This window comes from Actinokineospora auranticolor, assembly GCF_041897805.1.
In the GTDB taxonomy this organism is placed as follows: domain Bacteria; phylum Actinomycetota; class Actinomycetes; order Mycobacteriales; family Pseudonocardiaceae; genus Actinokineospora; species Actinokineospora auranticolor.
The window spans coordinates 1,397,060-1,422,603 of sequence record NZ_CP154825.1 but is presented as its reverse complement, the minus strand read 5'-3'; the positions used below and the strand labels follow the sequence as shown (position 1 = coordinate 1,422,603).

At 71.4% G+C, this 25,544-nt stretch carries 21 protein-coding genes and 3 tRNA genes; 15 read left to right on the top strand and 9 right to left on the bottom strand.

What is annotated here, in order from left to right:
• Window positions 1–65: 65 nt before the first annotated feature.
• From orn to V5P93_RS06755, 4 genes are all read left to right on the top strand, one after another.
• Entirely contained in the window at window positions 66–674 is a 609-nt protein-coding gene (gene orn / locus V5P93_RS06770; RefSeq protein WP_104478513.1) for an oligoribonuclease, read from the top strand.
• 76 nt (window positions 675–750) lie between these two features.
• A tRNA-His gene (locus V5P93_RS06765) sits at window positions 751–826 on the top strand.
• 458 nt (window positions 827–1,284) lie between these two features.
• The gene (locus V5P93_RS06760; protein ID WP_104478512.1) at window positions 1,285–2,061 is read left to right on the top strand and encodes a trypsin-like serine protease; all 777 of its coding nucleotides are present in this window, start codon (window positions 1,285–1,287) and stop codon (window positions 2,059–2,061) included.
• Between the two features lie 69 nt (window positions 2,062–2,130).
• On the top strand, window positions 2,131–2,343 hold the full coding sequence (locus V5P93_RS06755; RefSeq protein WP_104478511.1) for an RNA-binding S4 domain-containing protein: 213 nt from the start codon (window positions 2,131–2,133) through the stop codon (window positions 2,341–2,343).
• Window positions 2,344–2,352: 9 nt separating this feature from the next.
• Here the strand turns inward: V5P93_RS06755 and V5P93_RS06750 are convergent, their stop codons facing one another.
• Window positions 2,353–3,543 carry an Ig-like domain-containing protein gene (locus V5P93_RS06750; RefSeq protein ID WP_245931189.1) on the bottom strand — a complete coding sequence of 397 codons (1,191 nt, stop codon included), beginning with the start codon at window positions 3,541–3,543 and terminating at the stop codon, window positions 2,353–2,355.
• A gap of 214 nt (window positions 3,544–3,757) precedes the next feature.
• Here V5P93_RS06750 and V5P93_RS06745 point away from each other — a divergent pair.
• Window positions 3,758–3,830 (top strand) — tRNA-Lys (locus V5P93_RS06745).
• A 370-nt stretch (window positions 3,831–4,200) separates the two neighbouring features.
• On the top strand, window positions 4,201–5,166 hold the full coding sequence (locus V5P93_RS06740) for a M28 family metallopeptidase (RefSeq protein WP_104478509.1): 966 nt from the start codon (window positions 4,201–4,203) through the stop codon (window positions 5,164–5,166).
• Between the two features lie 208 nt (window positions 5,167–5,374).
• Here V5P93_RS06740 and V5P93_RS06735 read toward each other — a convergent pair whose 3' ends face one another.
• Window positions 5,375–6,505, bottom strand: coding sequence for a glycoside hydrolase family 3 N-terminal domain-containing protein (locus V5P93_RS06735; protein WP_104478508.1), 1,131 nt, complete (start codon window positions 6,503–6,505; stop codon window positions 5,375–5,377).
• A 100-nt stretch (window positions 6,506–6,605) separates the two neighbouring features.
• Here V5P93_RS06735 and V5P93_RS06730 point away from each other — a divergent pair, with 100 nt between their 5' ends.
• The 3 genes from V5P93_RS06730 to V5P93_RS06720 all read left to right on the top strand — a co-directional run bounded on the left by V5P93_RS06730 (window position 6,606) and on the right by V5P93_RS06720 (window position 10,698).
• Window positions 6,606–7,424 carry a DUF4184 family protein gene (locus V5P93_RS06730; RefSeq protein ID WP_104478507.1) on the top strand — a complete coding sequence of 273 codons (819 nt, stop codon included), beginning with the start codon at window positions 6,606–6,608 and terminating at the stop codon, window positions 7,422–7,424.
• Window positions 7,425–7,950: 526 nt separating this feature from the next.
• The gene (locus V5P93_RS06725) at window positions 7,951–8,943 is read left to right on the top strand and encodes a LysR family transcriptional regulator (protein WP_104478506.1); all 993 of its coding nucleotides are present in this window, start codon (window positions 7,951–7,953) and stop codon (window positions 8,941–8,943) included.
• Window positions 8,944–9,228: 285 nt separating this feature from the next.
• Window positions 9,229–10,698 carry a S1 family peptidase gene (locus V5P93_RS06720; RefSeq protein WP_104478505.1) on the top strand — a complete coding sequence of 490 codons (1,470 nt, stop codon included), beginning with the start codon at window positions 9,229–9,231 and terminating at the stop codon, window positions 10,696–10,698.
• A 418-nt stretch (window positions 10,699–11,116) separates the two neighbouring features.
• Here V5P93_RS06720 and V5P93_RS06715 read toward each other — a convergent pair whose 3' ends face one another.
• Together V5P93_RS06715 and V5P93_RS06710 are read right to left on the bottom strand one after the other, a co-directional pair.
• A complete protein-coding gene (locus V5P93_RS06715) occupies window positions 11,117–12,379 on the bottom strand; it encodes a diguanylate cyclase (protein WP_181043410.1) in 1,263 nt (420 codons plus the stop codon).
• 2,165 nt (window positions 12,380–14,544) lie between these two features.
• Entirely contained in the window at window positions 14,545–15,426 is an 882-nt protein-coding gene (locus V5P93_RS06710) for an SDR family NAD(P)-dependent oxidoreductase (protein WP_104478758.1), read from the bottom strand.
• A gap of 413 nt (window positions 15,427–15,839) precedes the next feature.
• Between V5P93_RS06710 and V5P93_RS06705 the strand changes: the two genes are divergently transcribed.
• Window positions 15,840–17,063, top strand: a complete 1,224-nt coding sequence (locus V5P93_RS06705) for an MFS transporter (RefSeq protein ID WP_104478503.1) — start codon at window positions 15,840–15,842, stop codon at window positions 17,061–17,063.
• On the opposite strand, the gene V5P93_RS06700 is transcribed toward V5P93_RS06705, so the two are convergent.
• Both V5P93_RS06700 and V5P93_RS06695 read right to left on the bottom strand, forming a co-directional pair.
• Window positions 17,060–17,713 carry a response regulator transcription factor gene (locus tag V5P93_RS06700; protein ID WP_342752256.1) on the bottom strand — a complete coding sequence of 218 codons (654 nt, stop codon included), beginning with the start codon at window positions 17,711–17,713 and terminating at the stop codon, window positions 17,060–17,062. The genes V5P93_RS06705 and V5P93_RS06700 overlap by 4 nt on opposite strands.
• Window positions 17,714–17,742: 29 nt before the next feature.
• Entirely contained in the window at window positions 17,743–18,513 is a 771-nt protein-coding gene (locus V5P93_RS06695; RefSeq protein ID WP_245931188.1) for a sensor histidine kinase, read from the bottom strand.
• 151 nt (window positions 18,514–18,664) lie between these two features.
• Here V5P93_RS06695 and V5P93_RS06690 point away from each other — a divergent pair, with 151 nt between their 5' ends.
• The gene (locus V5P93_RS06690; RefSeq protein WP_104478502.1) at window positions 18,665–19,378 is read left to right on the top strand and encodes an ABC transporter ATP-binding protein; all 714 of its coding nucleotides are present in this window, start codon (window positions 18,665–18,667) and stop codon (window positions 19,376–19,378) included.
• Entirely contained in the window at window positions 19,375–21,708 is a 2,334-nt protein-coding gene (locus V5P93_RS06685; RefSeq protein ID WP_104478501.1) for an ABC transporter permease, read from the top strand. Before V5P93_RS06690 ends, V5P93_RS06685 begins: the two co-directional genes overlap by 4 nt.
• An 80-nt stretch (window positions 21,709–21,788) precedes the next feature.
• Here V5P93_RS06685 and V5P93_RS06680 read toward each other — a convergent pair whose 3' ends face one another.
• Window positions 21,789–23,285, bottom strand: coding sequence for an NAD(P)/FAD-dependent oxidoreductase (locus V5P93_RS06680; RefSeq protein ID WP_104478500.1), 1,497 nt, complete (start codon window positions 23,283–23,285; stop codon window positions 21,789–21,791).
• Window positions 23,286–23,363: 78 nt separating this feature from the next.
• Between V5P93_RS06680 and V5P93_RS06675 the strand changes: the two genes are divergently transcribed.
• Both V5P93_RS06675 and V5P93_RS06670 read left to right on the top strand, forming a co-directional pair.
• Window positions 23,364–24,053 carry a TetR/AcrR family transcriptional regulator gene (locus V5P93_RS06675; protein ID WP_245931187.1) on the top strand — a complete coding sequence of 230 codons (690 nt, stop codon included), beginning with the start codon at window positions 23,364–23,366 and terminating at the stop codon, window positions 24,051–24,053.
• Window positions 24,054–24,197: 144 nt separating this feature from the next.
• Window positions 24,198–24,539: a hypothetical protein gene (locus V5P93_RS06670; protein ID WP_181043409.1), complete on the top strand. Its 342-nt coding sequence runs from the start codon at window positions 24,198–24,200 to the stop codon at window positions 24,537–24,539.
• On the opposite strand, the gene V5P93_RS06665 is transcribed toward V5P93_RS06670, so the two are convergent.
• Window positions 24,540–24,761 (bottom strand): DUF3618 domain-containing protein, encoded by a 222-nt coding sequence (locus V5P93_RS06665; protein WP_104478499.1) that lies wholly within the window; start codon window positions 24,759–24,761, stop codon window positions 24,540–24,542.
• Window positions 24,762–24,918: 157 nt separating this feature from the next.
• Here V5P93_RS06665 and V5P93_RS06660 point away from each other — a divergent pair.
• Window positions 24,919–24,992, top strand: a tRNA-Leu gene (locus tag V5P93_RS06660).
• 88 nt (window positions 24,993–25,080) lie between these two features.
• Here V5P93_RS06660 and V5P93_RS06655 read toward each other — a convergent pair.
• Window positions 25,081–25,536, bottom strand: a complete 456-nt coding sequence (locus tag V5P93_RS06655) for a helix-turn-helix domain-containing protein (RefSeq protein ID WP_104478498.1) — start codon at window positions 25,534–25,536, stop codon at window positions 25,081–25,083.
• Window positions 25,537–25,544 lie beyond the last annotated feature (8 nt).

The window sequence follows — 25,544 nt, the reverse complement described above, 5'->3', positions numbered from 1 at the left end:
GTCGCCGAGGCGGACACGAGCCCGCGTCGGCCGGAGGCCGGGCGCGGCGGACTAAGCTCGCCCGGGTGAGCGACCGCCTGGTTTGGATCGACTGCGAGATGACCGGCCTCGACCTCGGGCGCGACGCGCTGATCGAGATCGCCGCCCTGGTCACCGACTCCGAGCTCAACGTCCTCGGCGACGGCGTCGACCTGGTGATCCACACCGACGACGCGCACCTGGCGGGGATGCCGGAGGTGGTGCGCGAGATGCACGCCAGGTCCGGGCTCACCGACGAGGTGCGGGCCTCCGCGCTGACCCTGGCGGAGGCCGAGGCGCAGGTGCTGGCCTACGTGCGGGAATGGGTACCCGAGTCCCGCACCGCGCCGCTGTGCGGGAACTCGATCGCCACCGACCGCGGGTTCATCGCCCGGGACATGCCGGAACTCGACGGCCACCTGCACTACCGGATGGTCGACGTGTCATCGATCAAGGAGCTGGCCCGGCGCTGGTACCCGCGGGTCTACTACGCGCAGCCGGACAAGGGCCTGGCGCACCGGGCGCTGGCCGACATCCGCGAGTCCATCCGGGAGCTGCGGTACTACCGGGGGACGGTGTTCGTCCCGCACCCCGGGCCGACCACCGAGGAGGCCAAGTCGGTCGCCGACGCCCTCCTGGCCACCCCCAACCCCTAACCCAGTTTCAAAACTGCGTGCAGGGCACGCTACGATGTTCCAGCACCGCAGGGACCAGCTCCCAGAGGTGACTGTGGTGGGTGTAGCTCAGTTGGTAGAGCACCTGGTTGTGGTCCAGGAAGTCGCGGGTTCAAGTCCCGTCACTCACCCCAACGGCCCAGCCATGTTCGCGGAGAGAGCGAACATGGCTGGGCCTTTTGTTGCATCTGGGGGGCGCCCCCAGACCCCCACGGTGCGAGCCCCTCACGCGGGCGGGCGTGGTGACGGTGATCGGAGACCAGCACCGGTAGTTCGCCGGTCGGCGGGGTCTGATACCGCGTGTGCGGTGGGTAGTCAAGATCGGGCGAATCCGGCACCCGCACGGCCGCGTCCTATGGCGGCATCGGCACCCGTGCTATATCCGTGGAACGGACCAGTCTGTCCGGTATCGCCGGGGATGGCCGTTCACAACCGGTCAGACGAATATCTTTCGGGCAGGCAAACTGGTAATTGGTACACCACTTCTGGTAACTGGGGACGCCGTTAACCCCCTGGCCACCACCACGGCGAGTTACCTACTTTCTCTTATCGTCACCGGGTCGAGGGCCCCGGTGCGGAAGGAGAGTGCCGAATGAAGGTTCGTACCCTGCTGCTCGGCCTGGTGGCCGCGGCGGCGACGGCGATCGCCGCGCCGTCGGTCGGCTCGGCGGCACCCGACGACGGTCCGATCATGACGCCCGCCATCGTCGGCGGCACCAACGCGACGCAGACCTACAGCTTCATGGCGTCGCTGCAGAGCACCTCCGGCAGCCACTTCTGCGGTGGCTCGCTGATCAAGGCCAACTGGATCGTCACCGCCGCGCACTGCGTGCAGGGCAAGTCGGCGTCCAGCATCCAGGCGCGCATCGGCACCACGAACCGGACCAGCGGCGGCACCGTCGCCCGCGCGTCCCGGATCATCGTGCACCCGAGCTACCGGACCAGCTACGACATCGCGCTGATCCAGCTCAGCACCAGCGTCACCCAGGCCCCGGTGCAGATCGCCGCCAGCTCGGGGGCGACCGGCCAGGCCAGCCGGATCATCGGGTGGGGCCAGACCTGCCCGCAGGCCGGTGGCTGCGGCGCGCCGGTGACCCTGCAGCAGCTCGACACCTCCGTGGTGGCCGACAGCCGCTGCTCGGGCATCTCCGGCTCGATCGAGATCTGCACCAACAACCCGGGCAGCCGGGCGGGTGCCTGCTACGGCGACTCCGGTGGCCCGCAGGTCATCCAGGCCGGTGGCGGGTGGCAGCTGACCGGCGCCACCAGCCGCTCCGGCGGTGGCTCGCAGTGCGCCCAGGCCCCGTCGATCTACACCGACGTGGTCGCGCACAAGTCGTGGATCACGGGCTACACCGGCGCCCTGTAAGCGCCTGAACGACCGAGGTGCCCCCACCCGACTCCGGGTGGGGGCACCTGCGCGCTTTAGGGTCGAGGAATGCACGACATCGAGATCCGCGACGACATGATCCGGCTGGGCCAGCTGCTCAAGCTCGCGGGCATCGCCGAGGACGGCGCCCACGCCAAGGACCTGCTCGACGCGGGCGAGGTCGCGGTCAACGGGGAGCCGGAGCACCGGCGCGGCAGGCAGGTCCACCCGGGTGACCACGTCACCGTGGGCCGCGAGGAGATCCGCGTCACGTCCCGTTAGGACGCTGCCCTACTTCTTGCCGCCCTGGCGCCAGGTCTCCCACGGGACCTGCCAGACGCTGAGGCCGTCCCACGCCTCCAGCACCGGGCCGCCGGAGTTCTGCACCACGATCACATCGCCCTTGTTCGAGATTTCCTGCAGCCAGGCGGCGTTCTCCACGGACATGTTGATGCAGCCGTGGCTGACGTTGCGCACGCCCTGGTCGCGCACCGACCACGGCGCCGAGTGGTAGAAGATGCCGCTGTTGGACATGCGGCTCGCGACAGCGACCTTGGTGCGGTAGCCACCCGCGGCGTCGGCGGGGACGCCGTAGGTCGAGGAGTCCATCACGTAGTTGGTGTGCTCGCTCATGACCGTGTAGGTGCCGACCGGCGTCTCGTGCGCCTTCTTGCCCAGCGAGATGGGGATCGTGCGAGCCACGGTGCCGTTGACGGTGACCGTCATCTGGTGGGTCTGTCCATCCGCGACGGCGACGACCGAGTCCCCGATGGTGACGGTGGCTTTGCGGTCCTCGCGGCCGAAGACGCCGTTGCCGAGGTTCTTGCCGTAGATGGCGGCGTTGACCGTCACGGTGGTGCCCGACTTCCAGTACTCCCGCGGCCGCCAGTGCACCTCCTTGTCGCTGAACCAGTAGAAGGCGCCCTCCGTGACGGGAGACGCGGTCACCTGGATCGCCTTCTCGGCGGCGGCCTTGTCGGTGATGGTGGCGTCGAAGTAGAAGGCGAACGTCTGGCCGACGCCGACCTTCTGACCGTCGAGCGGGTTCATCGACAGCGCGGTCTGGCGCTTGGGCTTGGCGGTGGTGAAGGTGGCGGAGGACGTCGCGGGCTTGCCGTCGCCGTCCTGGGCCTTGACGGAGGTGGTGTAGGTCTTGCCGTAGCCGAGCGCCTCGGTGGTCTGCCAGGTGCCGCCGTCCGCGGCCAGCGCGCCCGCCACGGCCTTGCCGTCCGCACCGGTGACCAGGACCTCGGTGAGCTTGCCGCCGGTCGCGGCGACGGTGACCGCGTCACCGGGTGGCACGTCGGCGGACTTGTCGGCGGGGGTGAGCGCGAGCGCGAAGGGCACGGGGGCGGGCTTGGCCGTCGACGTGGGCGAGGCGCTCGCGGTCGCGGTGCCGGAGTTCACCCCTTCGGGTGGAGTCGGGGTGTCCCCCGACGAGCATCCGGCGGCGGTCAGCACCGCCACCAAAGCGGCACCCACAGCCGCTCCGGTCCATCCTCGACAGCGCCCACCCCTGGACATACGACCCGCCCGTCCTGCTCACAACCTGGCCCCGACCTGTGGGAACAGTGTGCCTGACGAGCTCGCGCGCGTGGGCCGGTACCGCCCGATCGCACAAGGGGGACCCCCTGATTTCTTCCCGACCGACACCCTGTGCTAACTTTTCACCCGTCAGCAGGAGAGATCCTGACGAGCGCCGCTAGCTCAACTGGCAGAGCAGCTGGCTCTTAACCAGCGGGTTCGGGGTTCGAGTCCCTGGCGGCGCACGAGTCCGAGTGGCCGAGGTGTGTTCGTGGAAAGCGCGAACACACCTCGGCCACTCGGCATTTTCGGGGGTGCAACCCCCGAACCCCGCCCGGCGGGTTTCACCCCCGGACCCCCAAAGTGGCGCAAATCCGTCCACTTCAGACTTCCCACCCTTGCGCGCGGGTGGCGAAATCACGCGGGTGTCCTGTTCCCATTTTTGTGGCGCGCGGCACATCTCTCTCCCACATTCACAGCGCGGCGTCAATCCGTACCAGGTCGGGAATATGCCAGTGTGGGAATAAAGGCAATTACCAGTTCTTTCGGGCGAAGCGGGCGGTGCAACAGGATCAAGGGGCGGTTGTCCCCTACCCCTGCTGGAGGCACCAAACCATGACCAGGAAAGTGGTTCTGCCGGTCGTCGCCGGGCTCGCACTGCTGGGCGCGGTGGTCATCGCGCCCGGGGCGTCGGCCAACCAGGAAGCGAACGCGCTCGCGGCGCCGGATATCTCGGTGGCGGCCGTGCAGGCCCACCTCAACCAGTTCCAGACCATCGCCAACAACAACGGCGGCAACCGGGCGCACGGTCGGCCCGGCTACAAGGCGTCGATCGACTACGTGAAGGGCAAGCTGGACGCGGCGGGGTGGACCACCTCGGTGAAGACCTTCACCGCGCAAGGCGCGACCGGCTACAACCTGATCGCGGACTGGCCCGGCGGTGACGCGAACAACATCCTGATGGCAGGCGGCCACCTCGACAGCGTGAACGCCGGACCGGGCATCAACGACAACGGCACCGGTTCGGCCGGGCTGATCGAGGTCGCGCTGGCCGTCTCGCGGGCGCAGCTCAAGCCGACCAAGCACCTGCGGTTCGGCTGGTGGGGCGCGGAGGAGTTGGGCCTGCTGGGCTCCAACAACTACGTGAGCACCCTGTCCGCCGCCGAGAAGTCGCGGATCAAGGGCTACCTGAACTTCGACATGACGGGCTCGCCGAACCCCGGCTACTTCGTCTACTCGTCGTCGGGCCAGCCCACCGGCTCCACCACGCTGCAGAAGACGCTGGAGGAGTACTTCACGCAGATCAACGTGCCCACCGAGACCACGGTGGTCGGCGGCCGCTCCGACCACGCGGCGTTCGCCAAGGCGGGCATCCCGACCGGCGGCCTGTTCAGCGGCGCCGAGAGCACCAAGACCGCCGCGCAGGCCCGCAAGTGGGGCGGCCAGGCCAACACCGCCTTCGACGCCTGCTACCACCGGTCGTGCGACAAGACGACCAACGTCAACACCACCTCGCTGGACCGCCACACGGACGCGATCGCCTACGCGATCTGGAAGCTGTCCGGCGCCCCGGCGATCTGATCGACGCTCGTTGACGCGGGCCACCCCGACCGGGGTGGCCCGCGTTCGTCTACCCCCGGCGACCGCCGCCCGACGCCCGCGAGGGGTCCCCTCGATAGGGGAACCCCTATTACGAAAATCTAGTTGGCGGGACGTACTCGTGCGGCTGGCCGGAGCGAGCCTGTGGACAACTCCGGCCGTGGGTGATCCGGTAGCGCCTGCCCTTGGCTCAGCAGACGCGCTTGTACCGCAGGACTCGGCGCAGGGAGTCGACGACGCGGTAGGTGGGGAGTTCGCCCGCGGTCACCGCGGCTTCCAGGCGGGTCAGGATTTCCGGGAGGCGGCCGCCCGAGGACCAGAACGGGACGTCCGCGCCCGCGGCGAAGGCGCGGAGGACGGCTTCGGGGAGGTCGTAGCGGTCGGAGATCGCACGCATGGCGCCCAGGTCGTCGGTGAAGGTCAGGCCGTCGAAACCCAGGTCTTCGCGGAGCAGTCGGTAGACGGCGGGGTCGAGGCTGGCGGGCAGGTCGCCGGTGAGGCCCGGTACGTCGAGGTGACCGACCATGACCGCGACCGGGCCCCGCGCGGGCAGTTCCCGGTACGGCCGCAGGTCGCTCCCCCGCAGCTCGTCGAGGGGCGGGGTGGTCACCCGGCCGCCGTGCGAGTCGCCGGTGGCGCGGCCGTGGCCGGGGAAGTGCTTGAGCACCGGCAGCATGCCGCCGTCGCGCAGGCCGTCGGCGAAGGCGCCCGCGTAGCGGATGGCGGTGTCGGGGTCGGGGCTGAACGAGCGGTCGCCGATCACCGTGCGGTCCGGCGCCGCCGTGAGGTCGACCACCGGCGCGAAGTCGAGCGTGACCCCGCGCGCGGTGAGCCTGGCCGCGCGGTCGCGGGCCAGGGCCCGGACCTGGTCCACGGTCATGGTGGCGGCCATCTGCCTGGCGCTGGGCAGGTCGCCGTCGAGTTCGTCGACCCGCTGGACGCGGCCGCCTTCGTCGTCGACGGCCACGATCAGCGGAAGCGCCGACCCCGCCGCGACGGCGGGCAGTCGCCCGTCGACGAGCAGGGCCGTGGGGTTGCCGCCGACGAAGATCCCGCCGATGCCCTCGGCGACGGCGGCGCGCGCGTCCTCGGGCCCCTTGGGGTCCACGCCCATCATCAGCACCTGGGCCAGCCGCTGCCGCGGTGTCAGGCCGGAGATGACCGGGTCGCACGGGTCGGGACCGCGCTCCGGGTGGGTCAGTGCGGCGGCGGGCACGCCCGCGACCACCTCGACCGGCGGGACCATCGCGGTCACCAGTGTCGCGACGACGGAGCCGACCCCTACCGCGGCCAGCACGCGCGACGTCCGGACTGTGGGCACGCGCCATTCTCACCCGTGCGGGCCTACCGCCGCGCGCGGCTCCACAGGATGTCCACGAGTCGCCCCCATACCCGGCACAGCGCGCCGGCATGGTGGCGGCATGCCATACACGCTCTCGCACGCCGCCGCGGCGCTCCCGCTGCTCCGCCGCGGACCCCTGGTCGGGTCGGCGCTGGTGGTCGGGACGATGTCGCCCGACCTGCTGTACTTCGTCTTCCTGGAGACCGGGGTCGACGCGCGCACGCACACGTGGCTCGGGCTGGTGCTGATCGACCTGCCGGTGGCGTTGGCGGTGCTGGCGGTGTGGCAGCTCTTCGTGGTGCCCGCGCTGGTCGCGCTGGCGCCCGCGCGGCTGCGGGCCCGGTTGGTGCCGAGGGAGCCGGTGCCGCGGCTGAGCGTGGCGATGGTGGTGTCGGTGCTCATCGGCGGGGCCACGCACCTGGTGTGGGACGCGTTCACCCACCACAACGGGTGGGTCGTGGAGCACTACCCGAGCCTGCGGTTGTGGTTCTGGGTCGGCATGCCGCGCTACCACTTCCTGCAGTACGCCAGCAGCGTCGCGGGAGCCGCGCTGCTGGTCTGGTGGGCCGTGCGGTGGTTGCGCCGCCGGGAGCCGGTGGCGGTGGTCCCGGCGCTCTACGAGCCGCTCAGGCGGCCGGGGCGGGTGATCTGCGCGGTGGTGGCCACCGGGATCGTGCTGGCGGCCGTGCGGGCGCTGCCGGTGATGGCGTGGGTGGCCGACCGGCCGGTGCTCGCGTACGCGCACCGGCTGGCCTCGGGGGTGGCGCCGAGCGCGACGCAGGTGCAGGCGGGGATGAACCGGGTGTCGATCTGCCTGGTGTCGGGCGCGTTCGTGGCGCTGGCGCTGATCGGGGTCCGGCAGCGGCTGCGGGCCCGGCGGGCGGCGACCGGCGGGTGAACCGGGCGGGTCCACCCCGGACCGTCCACTCGGGTCCGGCGCGCCCAGCCTGCTCCGCGCCCACCTCGCCACCCGGCTCGCCCGCCCGGCGGGGGCGGCCGGTGCGCTCATGGTCAAGTCAACACCCGGAGACGCTCCGGTGACACCCGGCTGATGGTTGACTACCCGCTGGTACAGACCATTGAGTGACCGCCGAATGGTCTACGTCTACGGCCGTTGATCACACAACGACCGACGGGCGGGACCGCTGGCGGGGCAAGGGATCTCGGCCGCGACCCCGGGGAGTTCCGTTGCCTCGGCTAAGAACCTCTGGCGCATCGCGTCTGCAACTTGCAGAATCGGGGCCACACACCGGCGGCCGCGATCGTGTTCGCCCGGGGACCGTCCGCAGCGACCGGTGGAGTTCTCCGCAACCAAGGTGAACAGAGTTGGACCAGACCGACCAACTCCGATCAACAATCAGCAGAACTCGTGCGCCGTGGTCCTAAAGCTTGGCGTTGGTGATCCTTCGGCCTAGCTTTGTCCCATGGAGCTGGAGCTGCGCCACTTCAAAATCATCGTTGCGGTCGCCGAGGCGGGCAGCATCACCAAGGCCGCGTCCACGCTCGGCCTCGCCCAACCGGCCCTGACCGCTCAGCTCCACCGGATCGAACGCGCCCTCGGTGGACCACTGTTCGAACGGGATCGGAAAGGAGCAAGACCCACCCCACTGGGTGAACTCGTGCTGTCTCGCGCGCGACTGCTGCTACCCGCGGTGTCCGGCCTGCGCGAAGAGGCCGCCCGGTTCGCCAACAACGCCTCCCTCCCTGGCGACACCCCGTCCCGGCTGCGCCTGGGCTCGGCCACCGGCCCCGTGCTCGGCGGCCTGGTGCACCAGCTCAACGCGGCCTACCCCGACCTGCACGTGACCACGCACGTCTCCTGGTCCTCCGAGGAGCTGGCCGCGATGGTCGCCGACGGCCGGGTCGACTACACGCTGGCGGGCGTCTGCGGAGACGCCCCGCCACCGTCCCAACCCGGCCTCATCTGGCGGACGCTGGCCACCGACCCGGTCTTCGTCCTGCTGTCCGACAAGCACCCCCTCTCCACCCAGTCCGAGGTCGAGCTCGGCGACCTGGCGGGCGTCCAGTGGGGGGCCACCCCCGGCGACGGCTGCTTCGCCGACTGCTTCGCCGCGGCCTGCGCACGAGCGGGCTTCACCCCGCGCACCCTGTACGAGACCGATGTCGTGAGCTGCATCGACCTCGTGGAGTCCGGTGATGCCGTCGTGCTGTGCCAACCGATGTTCCGACAGATGCCCGGTGTGGTCGCGGTGCCCATCGCGGGCAACCCGCTGCGCTGGCGCAACCTGATCGGGTGGCACCCGGACGGGTCCGCCGCCGCCTTCTCCGACCAGCTGGTCAAACTGGCCAGCCAGGCCTACGCCGATGTGATCGCCCGCAGCGCCCGGTACACCGAGTTCCTGCGCGACCACCCCGGCTTCGGCGTCGAGCTACCGGAGGGGCCGTCGTCGAACTAGTCGGCGCAAGCCAGGAGCTATGGTCAAGTGCTATGCCCTGATCGTGTGTGACGCGGATTACTGTGCAGGCACCTGCTGACCGTTTCGCCCGGTTGATCTCTCCCGTCCTGGTCGGAGGTCACCGGGCATTCCTGCGTTTGGGGCCCCTCGACCGGTCTAGCCAACCGGTCCACCCGGTCGGGCCAGCCACCCGGCCGTGGGTGGCGCGGGCACGACACCCTCCCCCGCCTGAACGCGCCGGTACGCAGCCATCCCGTACACCTTCCCCTGCACAAGGAGAACGGCATGGCAAGACGAATCACAGCCCTGCTCGCGGCCGCCGTGGCGACCGGGGGCGCGGTCGTCGCGGTGGGCTTATCCGCCGAGGCCGCGCCATCGGCCCCGGCGGCGGCCGAAAGCATGAGCGCGGCGATGCAGCGGGACCTCGGACTCGACGCCGCGCGGGCCGCCGCGCGGCTGTCCAACGAGGACCGCGCGGGCAAGGCGGACCGGACGCTGCGCAAGCAGCTGTCCGGAAGGCTGGGTGGTACGTGGTACGACGCGGGCCGGGGCAAGCTCGTCGTCGGCGTCACGGACAACTCCGCCGCCGCCACGGCCCGCGCCGCGGGCGCCGACGCGGTCGTGGTCGGCCGCACCGAGGCCCAACTGGACGAGCTGAAGGCCACACTCGACGCGAACCAGGCGCGCAGCCCGCGCACCGTGGCGAGCTGGTACGTGGACCTGCCGGGCAACCGGATCGTGCTCAAGTCCCGGGGCACCGCGCTGGCGGCGGCCAGGGCGTTCGTCGCGGCCAGCGGTGTGCCCGCCGACGCGGTGAGCGTGGAGGCCTCCGACGAGGCGCCGCGCAAGCTGATCGACGTGGTCGGCGGCAACGCGTACTACATCGGCAGCGGCACCCGCTGCTCGGTCGGTTTCTCGGTGAACGGCGGGTTCGTCACCGCCGGGCACTGCGGCACCAGCGGCGCGTCCACCACCCAGCCGAGCGGCTCCTTCGCCGGATCCAGCTTCCCCGGCAACGACTACGCCTTCGTGCGGGTCGCGGCGGGCAACACCCCGGTCGGCGCGGTGAACAACTACTCCGGCGGCCGGGTGGCCGTGGCCGGGTCGACCGACGCGCCGGTGGGCTCGTCGATCTGCCGCTCCGGTTCCACGACCGGGTGGCACTGCGGCACCATCGCGGCCCGCAACGCCTCGGTCACCTACGCCGAGGGCACGATCACGGGTCTGATCCGCACGAACGTCTGCGCCGAGCCGGGCGACTCCGGCGGGTCGGCGATCTCGGGCAGCCAGGCCCAGGGCGTGACCTCCGGCGGTTCCGGCAACTGCACCTCCGGCGGCACCACGTACTTCCAGCCGGTCAACGAGATCCTGCAGGCGTACGGGCTGACCCTGGTCACCAACGGTGGCGGCACCCCGCCGACCACGACCCCACCGACCACCCCGCCCGGCAACTGCACCGGCACCGCCTACACCGGCACCCTCGCCGGTGGCGGCAGCGCCATCCAGCCGGGCAACAGCTACTACCAGACCACGGCGTCGGGCACCCACCGCGGCTGCCTGACCGGTCCCGCCGGTACGGACTTCGACCTGTACCTGCAGAAGTGGAACGGTTCGGCCTGGGCCAACGTGGCCAGCGGGACGACCCCGACCAACAGCGAGACGGTGTCCTACTCCGGCACCGCGGGCTACTACCGCTGGCAGGTCCACGCCTACAGCGGCGGCGGCAGCTACACGCTGCGGGTCACGCGCCCGTAGTTGACCCGGCACCGGCGGGGATGTCACGGTAATCCCCGCCGGTGCCGTGCGTCCGTGCCACTACGGGACCCGAGACGAATCCGCACCGACGCCGCAACGCTGAACGGTCGCGCGCCCGCGGAACACTTTTCCGGCCTGTTCCGAATCGACTTCCACGACACGCGAAAATCGCGCGCGCGATCATTTCCCGACCGACGGCGAAATCGTCGTCGAACCCACTCCGGCGATCATGGGGGATCCGCCGCCCCGGAGAACGAATGGGACGGCGGGCGATCCTGGTACTCGTCGCCGAAGACTGCACCAAGGGGCGGGCGAGCCGCCGTGATTCCGAGCGGCAGCCGACCCTGGGGGCAGTCGGCGTCCCGATCAGTGGGACTGTCCGGATCGGTCAGGTCTCATTCGGAGAACAACCGGGCACTCAGGCGACGACCTCGGCGGTCGGCGGTTCGGCCTTGCGGACCTGGTCGCGGCCGCCGTTCTTGGCCTCGTAGACCGCGGCGTCGGCGCGCTGGAGCAGGGTCTCCAGGTCGGCGTCGTCGCCGGTGGCGGCGGCCACGCCGATGGAGGTCGTGCGGTTGGCGATGACGACCGGCTGGCCGCGCTTGTCGGTGGCCGCCACGGACATGGCCGCGACGCCCAGCCGGATGCGCTCGGCGACCATCGCGGCGGCGTCGAGGTCGGTGTCGGGGAACAACAGCACGAACTCCTCGCCCCCGAACCGACCCACCACGTCACCCTGGCGGACCGATTCGCGCAACACGGCCCCCACCGCTCGCAGTACCGCGTCCCCCGCCGGATGGCCCCATGTGTCGTTGACCTGTTTGAAGTAATCCAGGTCGAGCACGGCGACCGCGAGGGTGGTGCCGCGCTGCCGCTTGGCCCGCGCCAGCTCCCGCCCGGCCTGCTCGTGCCAGCCCCGCGAGTTGAGCAGCTGGGTCTTGTGGTCGGTGCGCGCGTCGCCGCGCAGGTTCTCGATCTGCAGCGCGCCCCAGTCCATCGCGCACAGCAGCGGCACCAGGAACAGCGGCGCCAGCCAGGCGTTCGCGATGGCCAGCGCGGCGAGCACGCCGAGGCACACGGTGAGCGCGGCCAGCGCGTTGTCGCGGCGGCTGCCGATGACCGTGGTCCAGGTCGGCTGGGGCGCCGACAGGGCGATCACACCGGCGATGGAGAGCGCGTTCAGCACGAAGTAAGCGAGCCCGGCGAGGGTGAGAACCAGCACGTCACGGGGGCCGATGGCGGTGTCGACGGTGACGCCCGCGACCCGGACGACCGCGTACGAGCCGAGCGCGGCGACCAGGATCCCGGCGGTGCCGAAGGTGTACCGGAACAGCGGTCGGCGGGCCACCGGGTACAGCTGCACGCGCAGCAGCATGAGCGCCAGCACGGCCATCCACGCGGGCAGCAACACCATGGCGGGCAGGAACCACACCACGCTGGTGTCCATGTGCGGACCCGGCCCGCGGTCGCGCCGGGTCTCCTCCGTGCGGCGGGTCAACCACAGGTGGACCATGCCCGCGCCGACGAGTACGCCGCCCGCCCGCCAGTCGGCCGCGGTGGCCGCCGGGGATGTCACGAAGGCGAACGTGACGGCGATCAGCGTGACGAGCTCGAAGATGATCACGTAGCGTCTGGCGGCGGGAGGCAGCGACCACAGGCCCCAGCCCCGCACCAACCGCACCAACGAAGGGTGTTCACTGCGGAGCGAGTCGGTCACACTTAGCCGTGACCGGAACCGCCGCTCGTTCCGCTCCCGCGCCGCGTCGCGGAGGGTGTGGGTCTGCTCGGCCTCGGGGCGCGAGTCACGAGGAGGTGTTCCCGATGCGGGAGCGGGCACAGCGGGTACGTCACCCGTGGGCGCGGTATCCGCGGCTACGGCGTCACCTTCGGGCCCGTCAAGCGTTTCGTCCAGCGTGGATCCCCTGGGAGGTGTGCGCGATGCGCTCCCGTGACCGGCGACCCGCTCCCCCCGGCCGTCCACTTCGTGCGAAGGAGCCGCAGCCGATGCGTTCCCGTGACTGGTGAGTCCCCCCGCTACGCCGTCCGCCGACCAACCACCCCCAGCGGATGCCCCCTCGTCGTCGCCGAAAGGAGCCCGCGATGCGTTCCCGCGACTGGTGACCACGCACACCTCCCCCGAGTCGTCCCGACCGTCCACTTCAACCGAAGGAGCACCCCATGAGTTCCCGTGACTGGTGAGCCCCGTGGCCACCACGTTCGTGGCAGCTGAATCGTCCAACCCGACCGAGAACCGAGGAGATGCACCCGATGCGCAGCCGTGACTGGTGAGTGAGTCCCCGACCTCGTCCGTACCGAGCCCCTGAGGAGCCCCAAGTGTCCCGTGACTGGTGAACCCCGAGCCGCGACCGTCCACACCGACCACAGAAGGAGCGCCCGATGCGCAGCCGCGACTGGTGACCCCGTTCTCCGATCCGCCCGCCCCACGACCAGAAGGAGCCGCAGATGTCCCGCGACTGGTGACCGCAGAACCGACCTCGTCCGATTCGAGCGCAGAGGGAGTGCCGAATGTCTCGCGACTGGTAACCGCAGCGGAGTCCTCGTCCGAACCGAGAACAGAAGGAGCCCCGGATGTCCCGCGACTGGTGAGACCCGCTTCGAGCCCAGTGGAACCGGAATGGGAGGGAACGCCCGATGTCCCGTGATTGGTGAGCAGCGAACCGGAACCGCCCGAACCAGCGGAAGGAGCCGCAGATGTCCCGCGACTGGTGACCACGACGACGGAACCGCCCGAATCGAGAGCAGAAGGAGCGCCGAATGTCCCGCGACTGGTGAACGCAGCAGAGACCTCGTCCGAACCGACCACGCCCGAAGGAGCCCCCCGTGTCCCGCGACTGGTAACCGAACCGCCCGTCCCGTCCGAACCGAGATCGACAGGAGCCCCCGATGTCCCGCGACTGGTGAACGCAGCAGAGGCCTCATCCGAACCGAGTACCCCCGAAGGAGCCCCGCATGTCTCGTGACTGGTGAGCGAACCGGCAACCCCGTCCGCACCGACAGCAACCGGAGCAGCGCATATCCCGCGACTGGTGACCACAGCCCCCGTCCCGTCCGAACCGAGACCGTCAGGAGTGCCCGATGTCCCGCGACTGGTGAGTGCGGCGTCGACGTCCCCGTCCACCCCTCGAACCGAAGGAGCCCCCGGTGCGTAGCCGCGATTGGTGACCCGGTCCCCCACACCGTCCGACACGTCCCCCGAAGGAGCCGCAGATGTCTCGCGACTGGTGATTTGCGTCACACAACCCTCGGAACCGTCCCCCACGGGACCGTCCACACCGACAGGAGCGCCCGCTGCGCAGCCGCGATTGGTAGTCCACTCGCCCCGGTCCACCTGACCGCGAGCGCCCTCGCTACCGCCCTCCCGGGTGTCCCCACCGGAGACTGGCGGAACCGGCACTTGGAGCCCCGACAGAGGCGCTGTCCGTCCGTCTCCGCGATCGGTGAGACCCAACGGTGCTGCCTCCTCTCCGAACTCCATCCCCGACCGCTCCGGCGACCGCGCCCCAGGGGACGCGGCTGTGGCCGGAGGGGTTGTCCCTCTTCCCGGTGTCGCGCCGAAACGCGTCGAACCGGCTCGTCCGTACCATCGCGTACCACTCTTGCCGTGTGTCACGAGCCCCGGCGGAACCCGTGCGCCACCACTGTCTCCACGGTACGTCCTGCGCCGACAGTAGCGACCCCGCTACGCCAAGCAGCGCCCGAATGGAGCACGACATTACTCGGACGTGTCGCCGAACCGATTCGGGCATTCGCCGGACCCGGCGTGACCCCAACAGAGGTACCGGAGATAGTGATCTTCCGAACCTCGTCGACGCAAGGTGACCGGACTCACGCGGTGCGCATCGGTGCCAACCACTTCCGCAGGCGGGCGGGCGGCCGCTTCTCCAACCCGTAGGGCTCCAGGTGCCCGCCGAGCACCTCGGCGAAGGCGGTCGTGACAGTCTCGACGTCCCACCGGTCCCGGTGCAGGATCGGGGCTTTTAGGTACGGCTGACCGACCACGTGCAACTCCGGGCCGGTGCAGCGCACGACCTGACCGGTGATCCCGCCGGAGCGGTCGTCGTCCAACAGGAAGTGCACAACGGGTGCCACGAGGTCGGGCGTGTGCTCGGGCGGCGTCTGCCTGCTGGCCCGTTCGGACGTCCACACCATCCGCGTGTAGGCCCTCGGGCAGATCGCGTTCACCCGGATGCCCGAGTCCTCCAGGTCGAGCGCCCACGAAGAGGTCAGCGAGGACACGGCCCCTTTCGTCGCCGCGTAACTGCCGAGCGTGCGCTGGCCGAGTGAGGCGCCGGAGGACACGTTGACGATCGACCCGCTGCCCGCGGCCCGCATCCGGCGGATCGCCGCCAGGCCCGTGTAGATCACGCCGAGCACGTTGACCTCGACCACCGCGCGGACCCGCGCCGGGTCGTCCTCCCACGGCAGGGCCTCGTAGTTCAGTCCCGCGTTGTTGACCAGGCCGTCGATCGCGCCGAACTCGGCGACGCACAGGTCCACGATGGCCGCGGCCTGCTCCGGGTCGGCGACCGAGTGCTCGCTGGCCACCGCGGCACCGCCGTTCGCGCGGATCCGCGCGGTCACCAGCCGGGCCCGCTCGGCGTCCACGTCGTTGACCACCACCGCCGCGCCGACCCCGGCCAGGTGCTCGGCGAACGCCTCGCCCAACCCGCGCCCCGCGCCCGTCACGACAACCGCCCTGCCGTCCATCCGGCTCACCCCGTTTTCCCGCGCCAGCCCCGACAAACCGGTCACCACGAGCACCGGTTCGGTGGCCAGTGTCGAGCGGTTTGGCCGGAAAATCCCCCACCGACTCCGGTGGTGGCGCCGAGCGGGCCGCGCACTGCGCCGAGCGCGCTCGTCCGTTCAGCGCGCCGGTAGGCGCGGACCGGTCACCCCTGTTGCGCCGGACGGGCGCATCGCCCGGATTTCCGGGCCGAGGAAACTTCACAAGTACTTATGCGGGGCGGTTCAGCCGGTACTCTGTGCGACGCCGCGATGACCCAGCGGCAGGAGTGAACACCGGGTTCACCGCACCCAGACCCCGGGTGCGGAGGATGGAGTCAGCCGCGCGGGCCACCGCCCGTCGGACGGGAGCACACGTGAGCCGAGCCGCACCCAGGATGTCGGCGGTCCTCGCGGACCGCGAGTTCCGCGCGCTCTGGTTCTCCGAGGCGGTGTCCGTCGGCGGCGACCAGCTGACCCGGGTGGCGCTGGCGATCCTGGTCTACCAGCGCACCGGTTCGGCGTTCTACGCGGCGGGAATCTACGCGTTGACGTTCCTGCCCGCGCTCGCGGGCGGCCTGGGGCTCTCGCAGCTGGCGGACCGCTACCGGCGGCGCAACCTGATGGTCGTGTGCGCGCTGCTGCAGGCGGCCGTTGTGGCGCTGATGGCGATTCCCCACATGCCGCTGTGGGCGCTGTTCCTGTTGGTGATCATCGTCCCGATGGTGCAGTCCCCGGCGATGGCGGCGCAGAACGCGACCCTGCGGGAGATCTACACCGACGACGCGATGTACATGCGCAGCCAGGACCTGCGCGGCATCACCACGAACACGACCATGTTGCTCGGCCTCGGCGGCGGCGGTCTGCTGGTGAGCGCGATCGGCGCGTCGTGGGCGCTGATAATCGACGCCGGTACGTTCACGATCGCCGCATTCCTTACGTGGCGCAACGTTGTCAACCGCCCGCCCGCGGGTTCCAAGAACGACGGGTGGTTCGACGGTGCCAAGTGGGTGTTCGGCGACCGCAAGCTCCGGGTGCTGCTGACGCTCTCGTGGCTGGTGGGGCTCGCGGTCATCCCCGAGGGTCTCGCGGCACCGCTGGCGAAGGAGGCCGGTGCGGCGCCGGAGGCGGTGGGCTGGCTGCTGGCCGCGGACCCGCTGGGCTTCATCCTCGGCACGTTCGCCATCTCGCACTTCGTCCCCGCCCGGCACAGACCGCGGCTGATCGGGGTGCTGGCCACGGCCTCGGTCGGCTTCCTGGTGCTGTTCGCGGTCAAACCGAGCCTCCCCGCGGCGCTGGTGGTCCTGTTCCTGGCGGGCGCGGTCGGGGCGTACCAGATCACGGTCATGGCGGTGTTCAACACGCTGGTGCCCAACGAGATCCGCGGTGGCGCGTTCGGCGCGGCGCGGACCGGGCTGCGGGTGTCGCAGGGCCTCGGTGTGGCCCTGGGCGGTCTGGTGGCCGAGCTGATCGGTTCGGCGATGACCACGGTGGCGCTGGCGGGTCTGCTCGGCGTGCTGATCGCGGTGCCCGCCGGGCTGATGTGGGGGCGCCTCAACGATTCCGCGGCCTCGGCCCCCGCGCCCGCCGAGGCGCCGACGGACAGCCGGGAAGCGGCCTAGGCGCTGTCGCCGGGCGCGACCAGGCCGGTCTCGTAGGCGAGGACGACGGCCTGGGCCCGGTCCCGCAGGTTCAGCTTGGCGAAGATGCGGGCCACGTGGGTCTTCACCGTGGCCTCGCTCAGCGTCAGCTCCACGGCCAGTTCCGCGTTGGACCGCCCCTTGCCCAGCAGCCGCAGCACTTCCAGCTCGCGCGGGGTGAGACCGCCGAGGTCGCGGTGCGCGGCCGGGATGGCGGGCACGGCTGGGACGGCCGCGGCGAACCGCTCGACCAGCCGCCGGGTGATCGACGGGGCCAGCAGCGCGTCCCCGGTGCCGACCAGGCGCACGGCGTTGACGAGGTGTTCGGGTGTCACGTCCTTGAGCAGGAAACCGCTGGCGCCCGCGGCCAGCGCCTCGTAGACGTACTTGTCGAGGTCGAACGTCGTGAGCATGAGGACCCGGCACGGCACGGACGCGAGGATCTGCCGGGTGGCCCGCAAGCCGTCCAGCGTCGGCATGCGGATGTCCATGAGCACGACGTCCGGGCGGGTGGCGCGGACCACCTCGACCGCCTCGACCCCGTCGGCCGCCTCGCCGACGACGTCGATGCCGCCGGAGGCCAGGATCATCCGGAAACCGGTGCGGACGAGGGCCTGGTCGTCGGCGATCACGACACGGGGATCCGCACCTGCGCGTGGGTTCACGGTGCCGCCAGCGGGATCTTCGCCCGCACCCGGAACCCGCCGCCGAGCCGCTTGCGGGCGTCGAGGTCGCCGCCGAGCACCGCGACCCGCTCGCGCAGGCCGAGCAGGCCCCGGCCGTCGCCGGGCTCGCCGACCGGCGGGTCGCCCGCGAGCACGCTCGGGCCGCTGTTGAGGACTTCGACGCGCAGGTGGTGCTCGGTGTAGCGGACGGTCACCTCGGCCGGTTGGCCGTTGCCGTGCTTGAGGGCGTTGGTCAGTGCTTCCTGGATGATCCGGTAGGCCGTCAGGTCGACGCCGGAGGGCAACGGCCGCGGTTCGCCGGAAACCCGGACCTCGACCGGCAGCCCGGCGAACGCGATCCGGTCCACGAGGCCGCTGAGCCTGCTCAGGCTCGGTTGCGGGGACAGGTCCTCGGTGCCGTCGGCCGCGGGTGCCAGCAGGCCGAGGAGGTGGCGCAGCTCGGTCATCGTGTCGCGGCCCGCGGTCTCCACGGCCAGCAAGGCGGATTCGGCGTCTCCCGGCCGTGCGGCCAGGACCCGGCGGGCGGCCCCGGCCTGCACGACCATCACGCTCACGTTGTGGCTGACGATGTCGTGCAGCTCGCGCGCGATCCGGGCCCGTTCGGCGTCCACCGCGGTCTTCGACGCGGTCTCCCGTTCGCGCTCCAGGAGCCAGCCGCGCTCCCCCAATGCCGCGCGGTGGGCCCGGCGGGACCGCGCGAGCAGGAGCCCGAGGGCAGCGGCGACCGCGGCGGTCGCAACCGCCACGACCAGCCAACCCGCGCCTAGGTGCCACACGCCGACCACTGTCCCACGGGGCGCGTCCGGCCACGGGTGTACATCCCGGGGATGACAGTCGCGGCCGGGTTACCTCCCGGTGCGGATGCCATCGGGGGCGCCGCTGTCGAGGATTGCCGACATGCACAGTGACATCGCCGGCGGGCCCATTGGTGAGGTCGTGGTCGGGCTGACCGACGTCCGCAAGGAGTACAGCGACTCGGTCGCGCTGGACGGTGTGTCGCTCGAGATCCGCGCGGGGGAAGCGGTCGCGGTGATGGGGCCGTCGGGGAGCGGGAAGTCGACGCTGCTGAACCTGGTCGCCGGGTTGGACCGGCCGACCTCGGGATCGGTCGCGGTGCACGGGGAGGACCTGGGTCGGTTGAGCGAGACCGGTTTGGCGCTGTTCCGGCGGCGGCGGATCGGGATGGTGTTCCAGTTCTTCAACCTGCTCGACGACCTGCCCGCACTGGACAACGTGGCGCTCGCCGCGCAGCTGACCGGCACCAAGGCGCCGCAGGCCCGCAGGCGGGCGCTGGAACTGCTGGACGAGCTGGGCGTCGCGGGGCGCCGCGACACGTACCCCGCGCAGCTCAGCGGTGGCGAACGACAGCGGGTCGCGGTGGCGCGGGCGCTGGTGAACCGGCCCGCGCTGCTGCTGGCCGACGAGCCGACCGGCGCGCTGGACAGCCGGTCCGGGGAGCAGGTGATGGACCTGCTGCTGGACCTGAACCAGATCGGCCAGACGCTGCTGCTGGTGACCCACGACCAGCGGCTGGCCACCCGGTGCGCGAGCCGGGTCGTGGAGGTCGTCGACGGGCGGATCGCGCGGGAGAGCGCGGTGGCGCGGTCGTGAACGCGGTGTGGCGGGTGGCGCGGGCGGCGGTGCGGCGCCGGATGTTGCAGACGGTCGTCATCGGTGTCGTGGTGTGGGTTTCGGCCGCGACTGTCGTGATGGCGTTGGGGTTGCTGGCCTCGTCGGCCGCGCCGTTCGACCGGGCGCACGACGAGCAGCGCGGCGCGCACCTGGCGGCCGTGTTCGACTCCTCGGCGGTCGACCGGCTCGCGGGGACGAGCGGTCGGGCGGGGGTCGAGGCGGCGGCGGGGCCGTACGCGTTGGCCGGTGTCGAGGCGGCGGACGGCGGCGGTTTCGGGGTGGCGGGCGAACTGACCGCCGTCGGGCGGGCGGACCCGGCCGGGGCCGTGGACCGGGTCACCGTCTGGAGCGGTCGGTGGGTGGGCGGTCCGGGGGAGATCGTGCTCAACCTGCCGCCGGGGGCGCCGGTCGCGCCCGGCCGGGTCGTCGACCTGGCGGGTGGCGGCTCGGTCACCGTTGTGGGGCTCGCGTTCTCGGTCAGCCAGACCGCCGACGCCTGGGTAACGCCGGAGCAGGCGACCGCGTGGGGGTCGACGGCTTCGCAGATGCTGTACCGGCTCGTCGACCACGCGACGGCGGCGGACATCAGCCGCGGCGAGGCGAGCGTCTCCACCGGGCTGCCGTTGCTCGGTACCCAGTCGTACCTGGCGGTGAAGCAGCGGTTCTCGCAGGAGGCGGGGGTCTACGTCCCGTTCCTCACGGTGTTCGGGGCGCTGGGGCTGGCCGTCGCCGTGCTGAGCGTGGCGAACCTGGTCAGCGGGGCCGTTGTGGCGGGGTACCGGCACATCGGGGTGCTCAAGGCGCTCGGGTACACGCCGAACCAGGTGATGGCCGTGTACCTGGTGATGGTGACCGCGCCCGCCGTCGTCGGGACCGCATTGGGGGTGTGCACCGGCGACCTCGTCGGTGGGCCGTTGGTCCGGGACGCGGTGGAGGGGTTCGGGGTCGCGGACACCGGGGTGCCGTGGTGGGTCGACCTCGCGGTGCTGGTGGGGATGCCCGCGCTGGTCGCGGTCGTGGCGCTGCTGCCCGCGTTGCGGGCGCGGCGGCAGCCTGCGGCGGCAGCGATCAGCGCGGGTTCCCGGCCGGGTGCGCGGCGGGCGCCCCGGGTGCAGCGGGCGCTGAGCGGGACCCGGTTGCCGAGGTCGGTCAGCCTCGGGTTGGGGGTGCCGTTCGCCCGTCCCGCGCGGAGCGCGCTGACCGCGGCGGCCGTGGTGCTGGGCGTGGCGACGGTGACGCTCGCGGTCGGGGTGACGCTGTCGGTCACGGCCTTCCGGGACGCGGCCAACCCGACCCGCGCGAACCAGGTGGACGTCATGGCCGCGGTCCCGGGCGGCACCCCGGCGGACGGACCCGACGACCCGTTGAGCGAGCTGGCGCCCCGGCTGGGCGACGCGCAGGACGAGGCGGTGCTCCGCGCCGCGCCGGGGGTGCTGGGGGTCGTGGCGTCTTCGCAGCAGTTGGTGCGGCTGGTGGGTGGGAACGAGACGCACGTGGTGCGCTTCTACCGGGGTGACGCGTCCGCGGTGCGGCCCCGGGTGTGGGCCGGTGCGTGGCCCGCGCGGGGTGGTGAGGTCGCGGTGTCGGCGAAGTTCCTGACGCAGACGGGGTTGGCCTTGGGCGACACGACGACGTTGGAGCAGAGGGGAAAGCGGGTGCCGGTCCGGATCGTCGGGGTCGTGCTGGAGAACGTGACCGGCTCGGTCCTGGGCACCTGGGAGACCCTGGAGTCGCTGCTCCCGGGGTCGCGGGCGACGGCGTACCAGGTCACCCTCGACCCGGACGCCGACCGCGACGCCTTCGCCAGGGCCGTGGCGGCCGGGGACCCGGGCATCCGGGTCACGCCACCGCGCGGGGGCACGTCGTCGCAGGCGGTGGTCATCATCAGCACGGCGACCCTGCTGACGTTGCTGCTGGGCGGGATCGCGGCCCTGGGGGTGTTCAACACCGTCGTGCTGAACACCCGGGAGCGGCGGCGGGACCTGGGGGTGCTGAAGTCCGTCGGGATGACACCGCGCCAGGTGACGTCGATGGTGGTGACGTCGATGGCGGGCCTGGGCCTGGTCGGCGGGCTGATCGGCCTGCCGCTCGGGATGGTGGTCCACCGGGTGGTCGTGCACGCGGCGGCACCGATCAACTCACCGGACCTGCTGCTGTCGGTGGTCCCGGACCTGCTGCTCTCGGTCTACGACGCGCCAACCCTGGTGCTGCTCCCCTTGGCGGGCGTAGGGATCGCGGTCCTCGGCGCCCTCGTCCCGGCCCGCCGCGCCGCCCGCATGACCATCGCGGCGGCTTTGCGGAGCGAATAGGAATAGGGGAGTTCGCACACCACACCGGAATGGGTCGCCCGCCTCGGAATGGCCCATTCCGGTGTGGTGTGCGTCGACGGTCAGGCGTGGGCGGGCAAGCGGCGGGTGCGGGTGATGAGTTCGAAATCGGCGGCGTCGACGTGGCGGGTGCGCAGCCAGTAGCGCCAGGTGAAGCCCGGCCAGATGGTCCGGTTGACGCCCTTGGCGTCGAGGTACCAGCTCTGGCAGCCACCCCGGGTCCAGATGCCGTTGGCCAGTTTGCGCTGGATTTCGGTGTTGAAGTGGTCTTGGGCGGTGCGGCGGACGTCGATGGCCTCGGCCTGGTGGCGGTCCGCCAGGCGCATGGCGTCGGTGATGTAGCGGAGTTGGGATTCGATCATGAAGACGACCGAGTTGTGGCCGAGTCCGGTGTTGGGGCCGAGCAGGAAGAACAGGTTCGGGAAGCCCGCGACGGTGATGCCGAGGTGGGTGTTGATCCCGTGCTCGCGCCACTGCTTGGCCAGGTCGACCCCGTCGCGGCCGGTGATGTCGAGGTAGTCGAAGGAATCCGTGACGTGGAAGCCCGTGCCGTAGATGATCGCGTCGACCGGGTGCTCCCGGCCGTCGTGGCCGACGACGCTGTGCTCCCGCACCTCCGCGACCCCCGAGGTGTCGAGGTGGACGTTGTCGCGGTTGAAGGTCGGGTAGTAGTCGTTGGAGATCAGGACGCGCTTGCAGCCCATGACGTAGTCGGGGGTCAGGCGCGCGGCCAACTCGGGGTCCTTGACGGCGCGGTGGATGTTGCGCTCGGCGAGCTTCGACGCCAGCCGCAGGACGCCCGGGTGGCCGTTGAACCCGACGGCCCGGACCTCGTTGACCCAGTACAGCGCGTTCCGGTACGCCCGCCGCGCCCCCGGCACCCGGTCGAACACCCGCCGCGCCCAGTCGGGCATCTCGTGGTCCGGCTTCGGCATCACCCACGGCGGCGTCCGCTGGAACAGCGTCAGGCTCGCCACCCGCCGGGCGATCTCGGGGACGAACTGCACCGCGCTGGCGCCGGTGCCGATCACCGCGACCCGCTTGCCCGCCAGGTCGAAGTCGTGGTCCCAGCGCGCGGAGTGGAAGGCGGCGCCCTGGAACCGCTCGATGCCGGGCAGGTCCGGGATGGACGGCAGGTGCAGCGCGCCGACGCCCGCGACCAGGAACCGGGCGACGTAGGTGTCGCCGCCCGCGGTGGCCACGTGCCAGCGGCACTCCTCGGCGTCCCAGCGGGCCCCGGTGACCTCCGTCCCGAAGCGGGTGAACCGGGCCAGGTCCCACTTGGCGGCGACGCCGCGCAGGTAGTCCCAGATCTCCGGCTGCGGGGCGAACGAGCGGCTCCAGTCGGACTTCTGCTCGAAGGAGAACGAGTACATGTGCGACTGGATGTCGCAGGCGCATCCCGGGTAGGTGTTGTCCCGCCAGGTGCCGCCGAAGTCGTGCGCCTTCTCCAGCACCACGAAGTCCTCGCGGCCGTCGCGGCGCAGCCGGATGGCCATGCCCATGCCGGAGAACCCGGTCCCGACGACCACCACACCGGTGTGGATGAGGCTGCCCATGCCCGTCCTCCTGCATCGACTGGGTGTTACTCGTGGTTCACCTTACTTCAAGTAAGTTACCTCCGGTAGAGTCGACCCGTGACCGAGACGCCCCGCAGGCGCGTGCCCCGGGCCGAGCGCGAGGCCCAGATGCGCGCCGTGGCCGAGGAGATCTTCGCCGAACGCGGCTTCGTCGCCGCGTCCATGGACGAGATCGCCGAGCGCTGCGGGATCTCCAAGCCGATGCTCTACGAGTACTTCGGCTCCAAGGAGGGCCTGCTCGTGGCCTGCATCCGCGCCGCGCGGGCCGACCTGGCCGCGACCACCACGGCGGCCGTCGTCGGCGCGGCGGGCCCCGAGGACGCCCTGCGCCGGGGCCTGGTCGCCTTCTTCCGGTTCACCGACGCCCGCAGGCGCTCCTGGTCGCTGGTGCTGCGCAACGAGGCGGCCGTCGCCGGACCGGCGGCCACCGCCGAGGTCGAGGCGGGCAGGCAGCAGCAGGTGGAGATCGACATCGCGCTGTTCTCGGCGTTCCTGCCGCACGCGCCGCGGCTCGACCTCGAGGCCGCCGCGCAGGTCGTCGTGGGCGCCTGCGAGCGGCTGTCGCTGTGGTACGTCGGCCGCGACGACGTGACCGCCGAGCAGGCCGCCGACCACCTCATGCGGGTGCTGTGGACCGGGCTGCGGTCCATGCTGGACCCCGGTCCGGACGACACAGTGGACGGCACAGTGGACAGTCCGACCTGGACGCCCGTGGACCGGGGAATCGACGCCCCGACCAGCGGGTAATCGCTCACACGGGTGGTCCGACCAGGGAATCCGTTACGCCCCGACACCGATCGACGAGCGAAAACACGGTGGTGCGGGTTGACTGCCTGGTGCGGGGCGCGCGGCGTGCGGCCCCGCGGAGCCCGGAGCAGAGGGGCGCAGACGATGTACGAACCGATCCTGGCCAATTACACCCCCGACGGCGACGAGTGGACCGTGGAGGTCAGGGGCAAGGGCCAGACCCTCACCGCGACGGCCCGCGGCCTGATCGCCGCGCGCGACCGCGCCGAGCAGCTGGTGGACAAGATCGCCCAGGGCGACAAGAAGCGCACCGTCGTGCACACCCTCAACGGCGACGCGGTCGACTTCACCGCCGCGTACCTGTCCGCCCGCCTCGGGCTCACCGACGACCCCGCGGACACCGACGCGACGAACACCATCCCGCCGCAGCCCACGGCCCCCAGCGAGCCCGCCAGCCAGGCGCCGCCGCCGGCCGCGATGGCCTAGCTAGCGGAACAGCCTGCGCACGACCAGCAGGCCGACCAGCACACCCACGCCGATCAGCGCGTACTTCACCCGCGGGTCGTCGAGGGTGGACTTGGCGCTGACCTTCGCGTCCTCGACCAGCTTCTTCGGGCTGGCCTTCGCGCCGAGCTGGTCCAGCGTCGCCGCCAGGGCGTCCCGCGCCTGCTCGATCTCACGCTGGATGGTGTCGGGGTCGCGGGCCACATGTCCTCCTCGCACAGCACGCCTTCGGCAGGGACCACGGTAGATCACGGACCACCCGCACCGCGCACGGGCCACGCCGATTAGGCTGAGCCGAGGTGGCAACCACGGCTTCGCACCCCGAAACCACAAGTTGACCGCACGATCCGGAGTTGGCTGCGGGGCTGTAGCCCAATTGGCAGAGGCACACGGTTTAGGTCCGTGCCAGTGAGAGTTCGAGTCTCTCCAGCCCCACGACCCCGGCCCGACCAGCAGCAGCTGGTCGGGCCGTGTCCGTTTCAGGCGCCGTCGGGGAGCGAACGGGGAGCAGGCCCGCGCTCGGTCAGGCCGACAGTTCGTTGAGGATGGTGATGAGGGTGGCCGTGTCGGTGTCGCACAGCTCGGCCAGCCGGTCGAGGGCGGCGCGGTCGAGGTGCACCTCCTCCTGCTCGGCCAGCAGCTCCGCGGCCCAGCGGCGCAGCGGCAGCAGTTGCGGCCGGGTGTCGGCCACCGCGCGGCGCAGGTCGACCCGGACCCGACCGATGGGCGTGTCGGCGAACACCCGGTCGTGCACGCGGGCCATCAGGTCGTGCGGCAGGGCGTCGAGCGCCACGCAGATCTCCACGAACCGCACCACCGACACCTGCCGCGTCCCCAGCTCGTAGGTGGCCAGGGTTTGCAGGGAAATGTCACTTTGCAACCTGCCGTTGAGCTCCTTGCGCGTCCAGCCCCGCTGCTTGCGCAGCCTGCGGATCTCGTCCCCCAGGACCCGCTGGTACGTCGCCCCATCGATGCGCACGTCCGCCC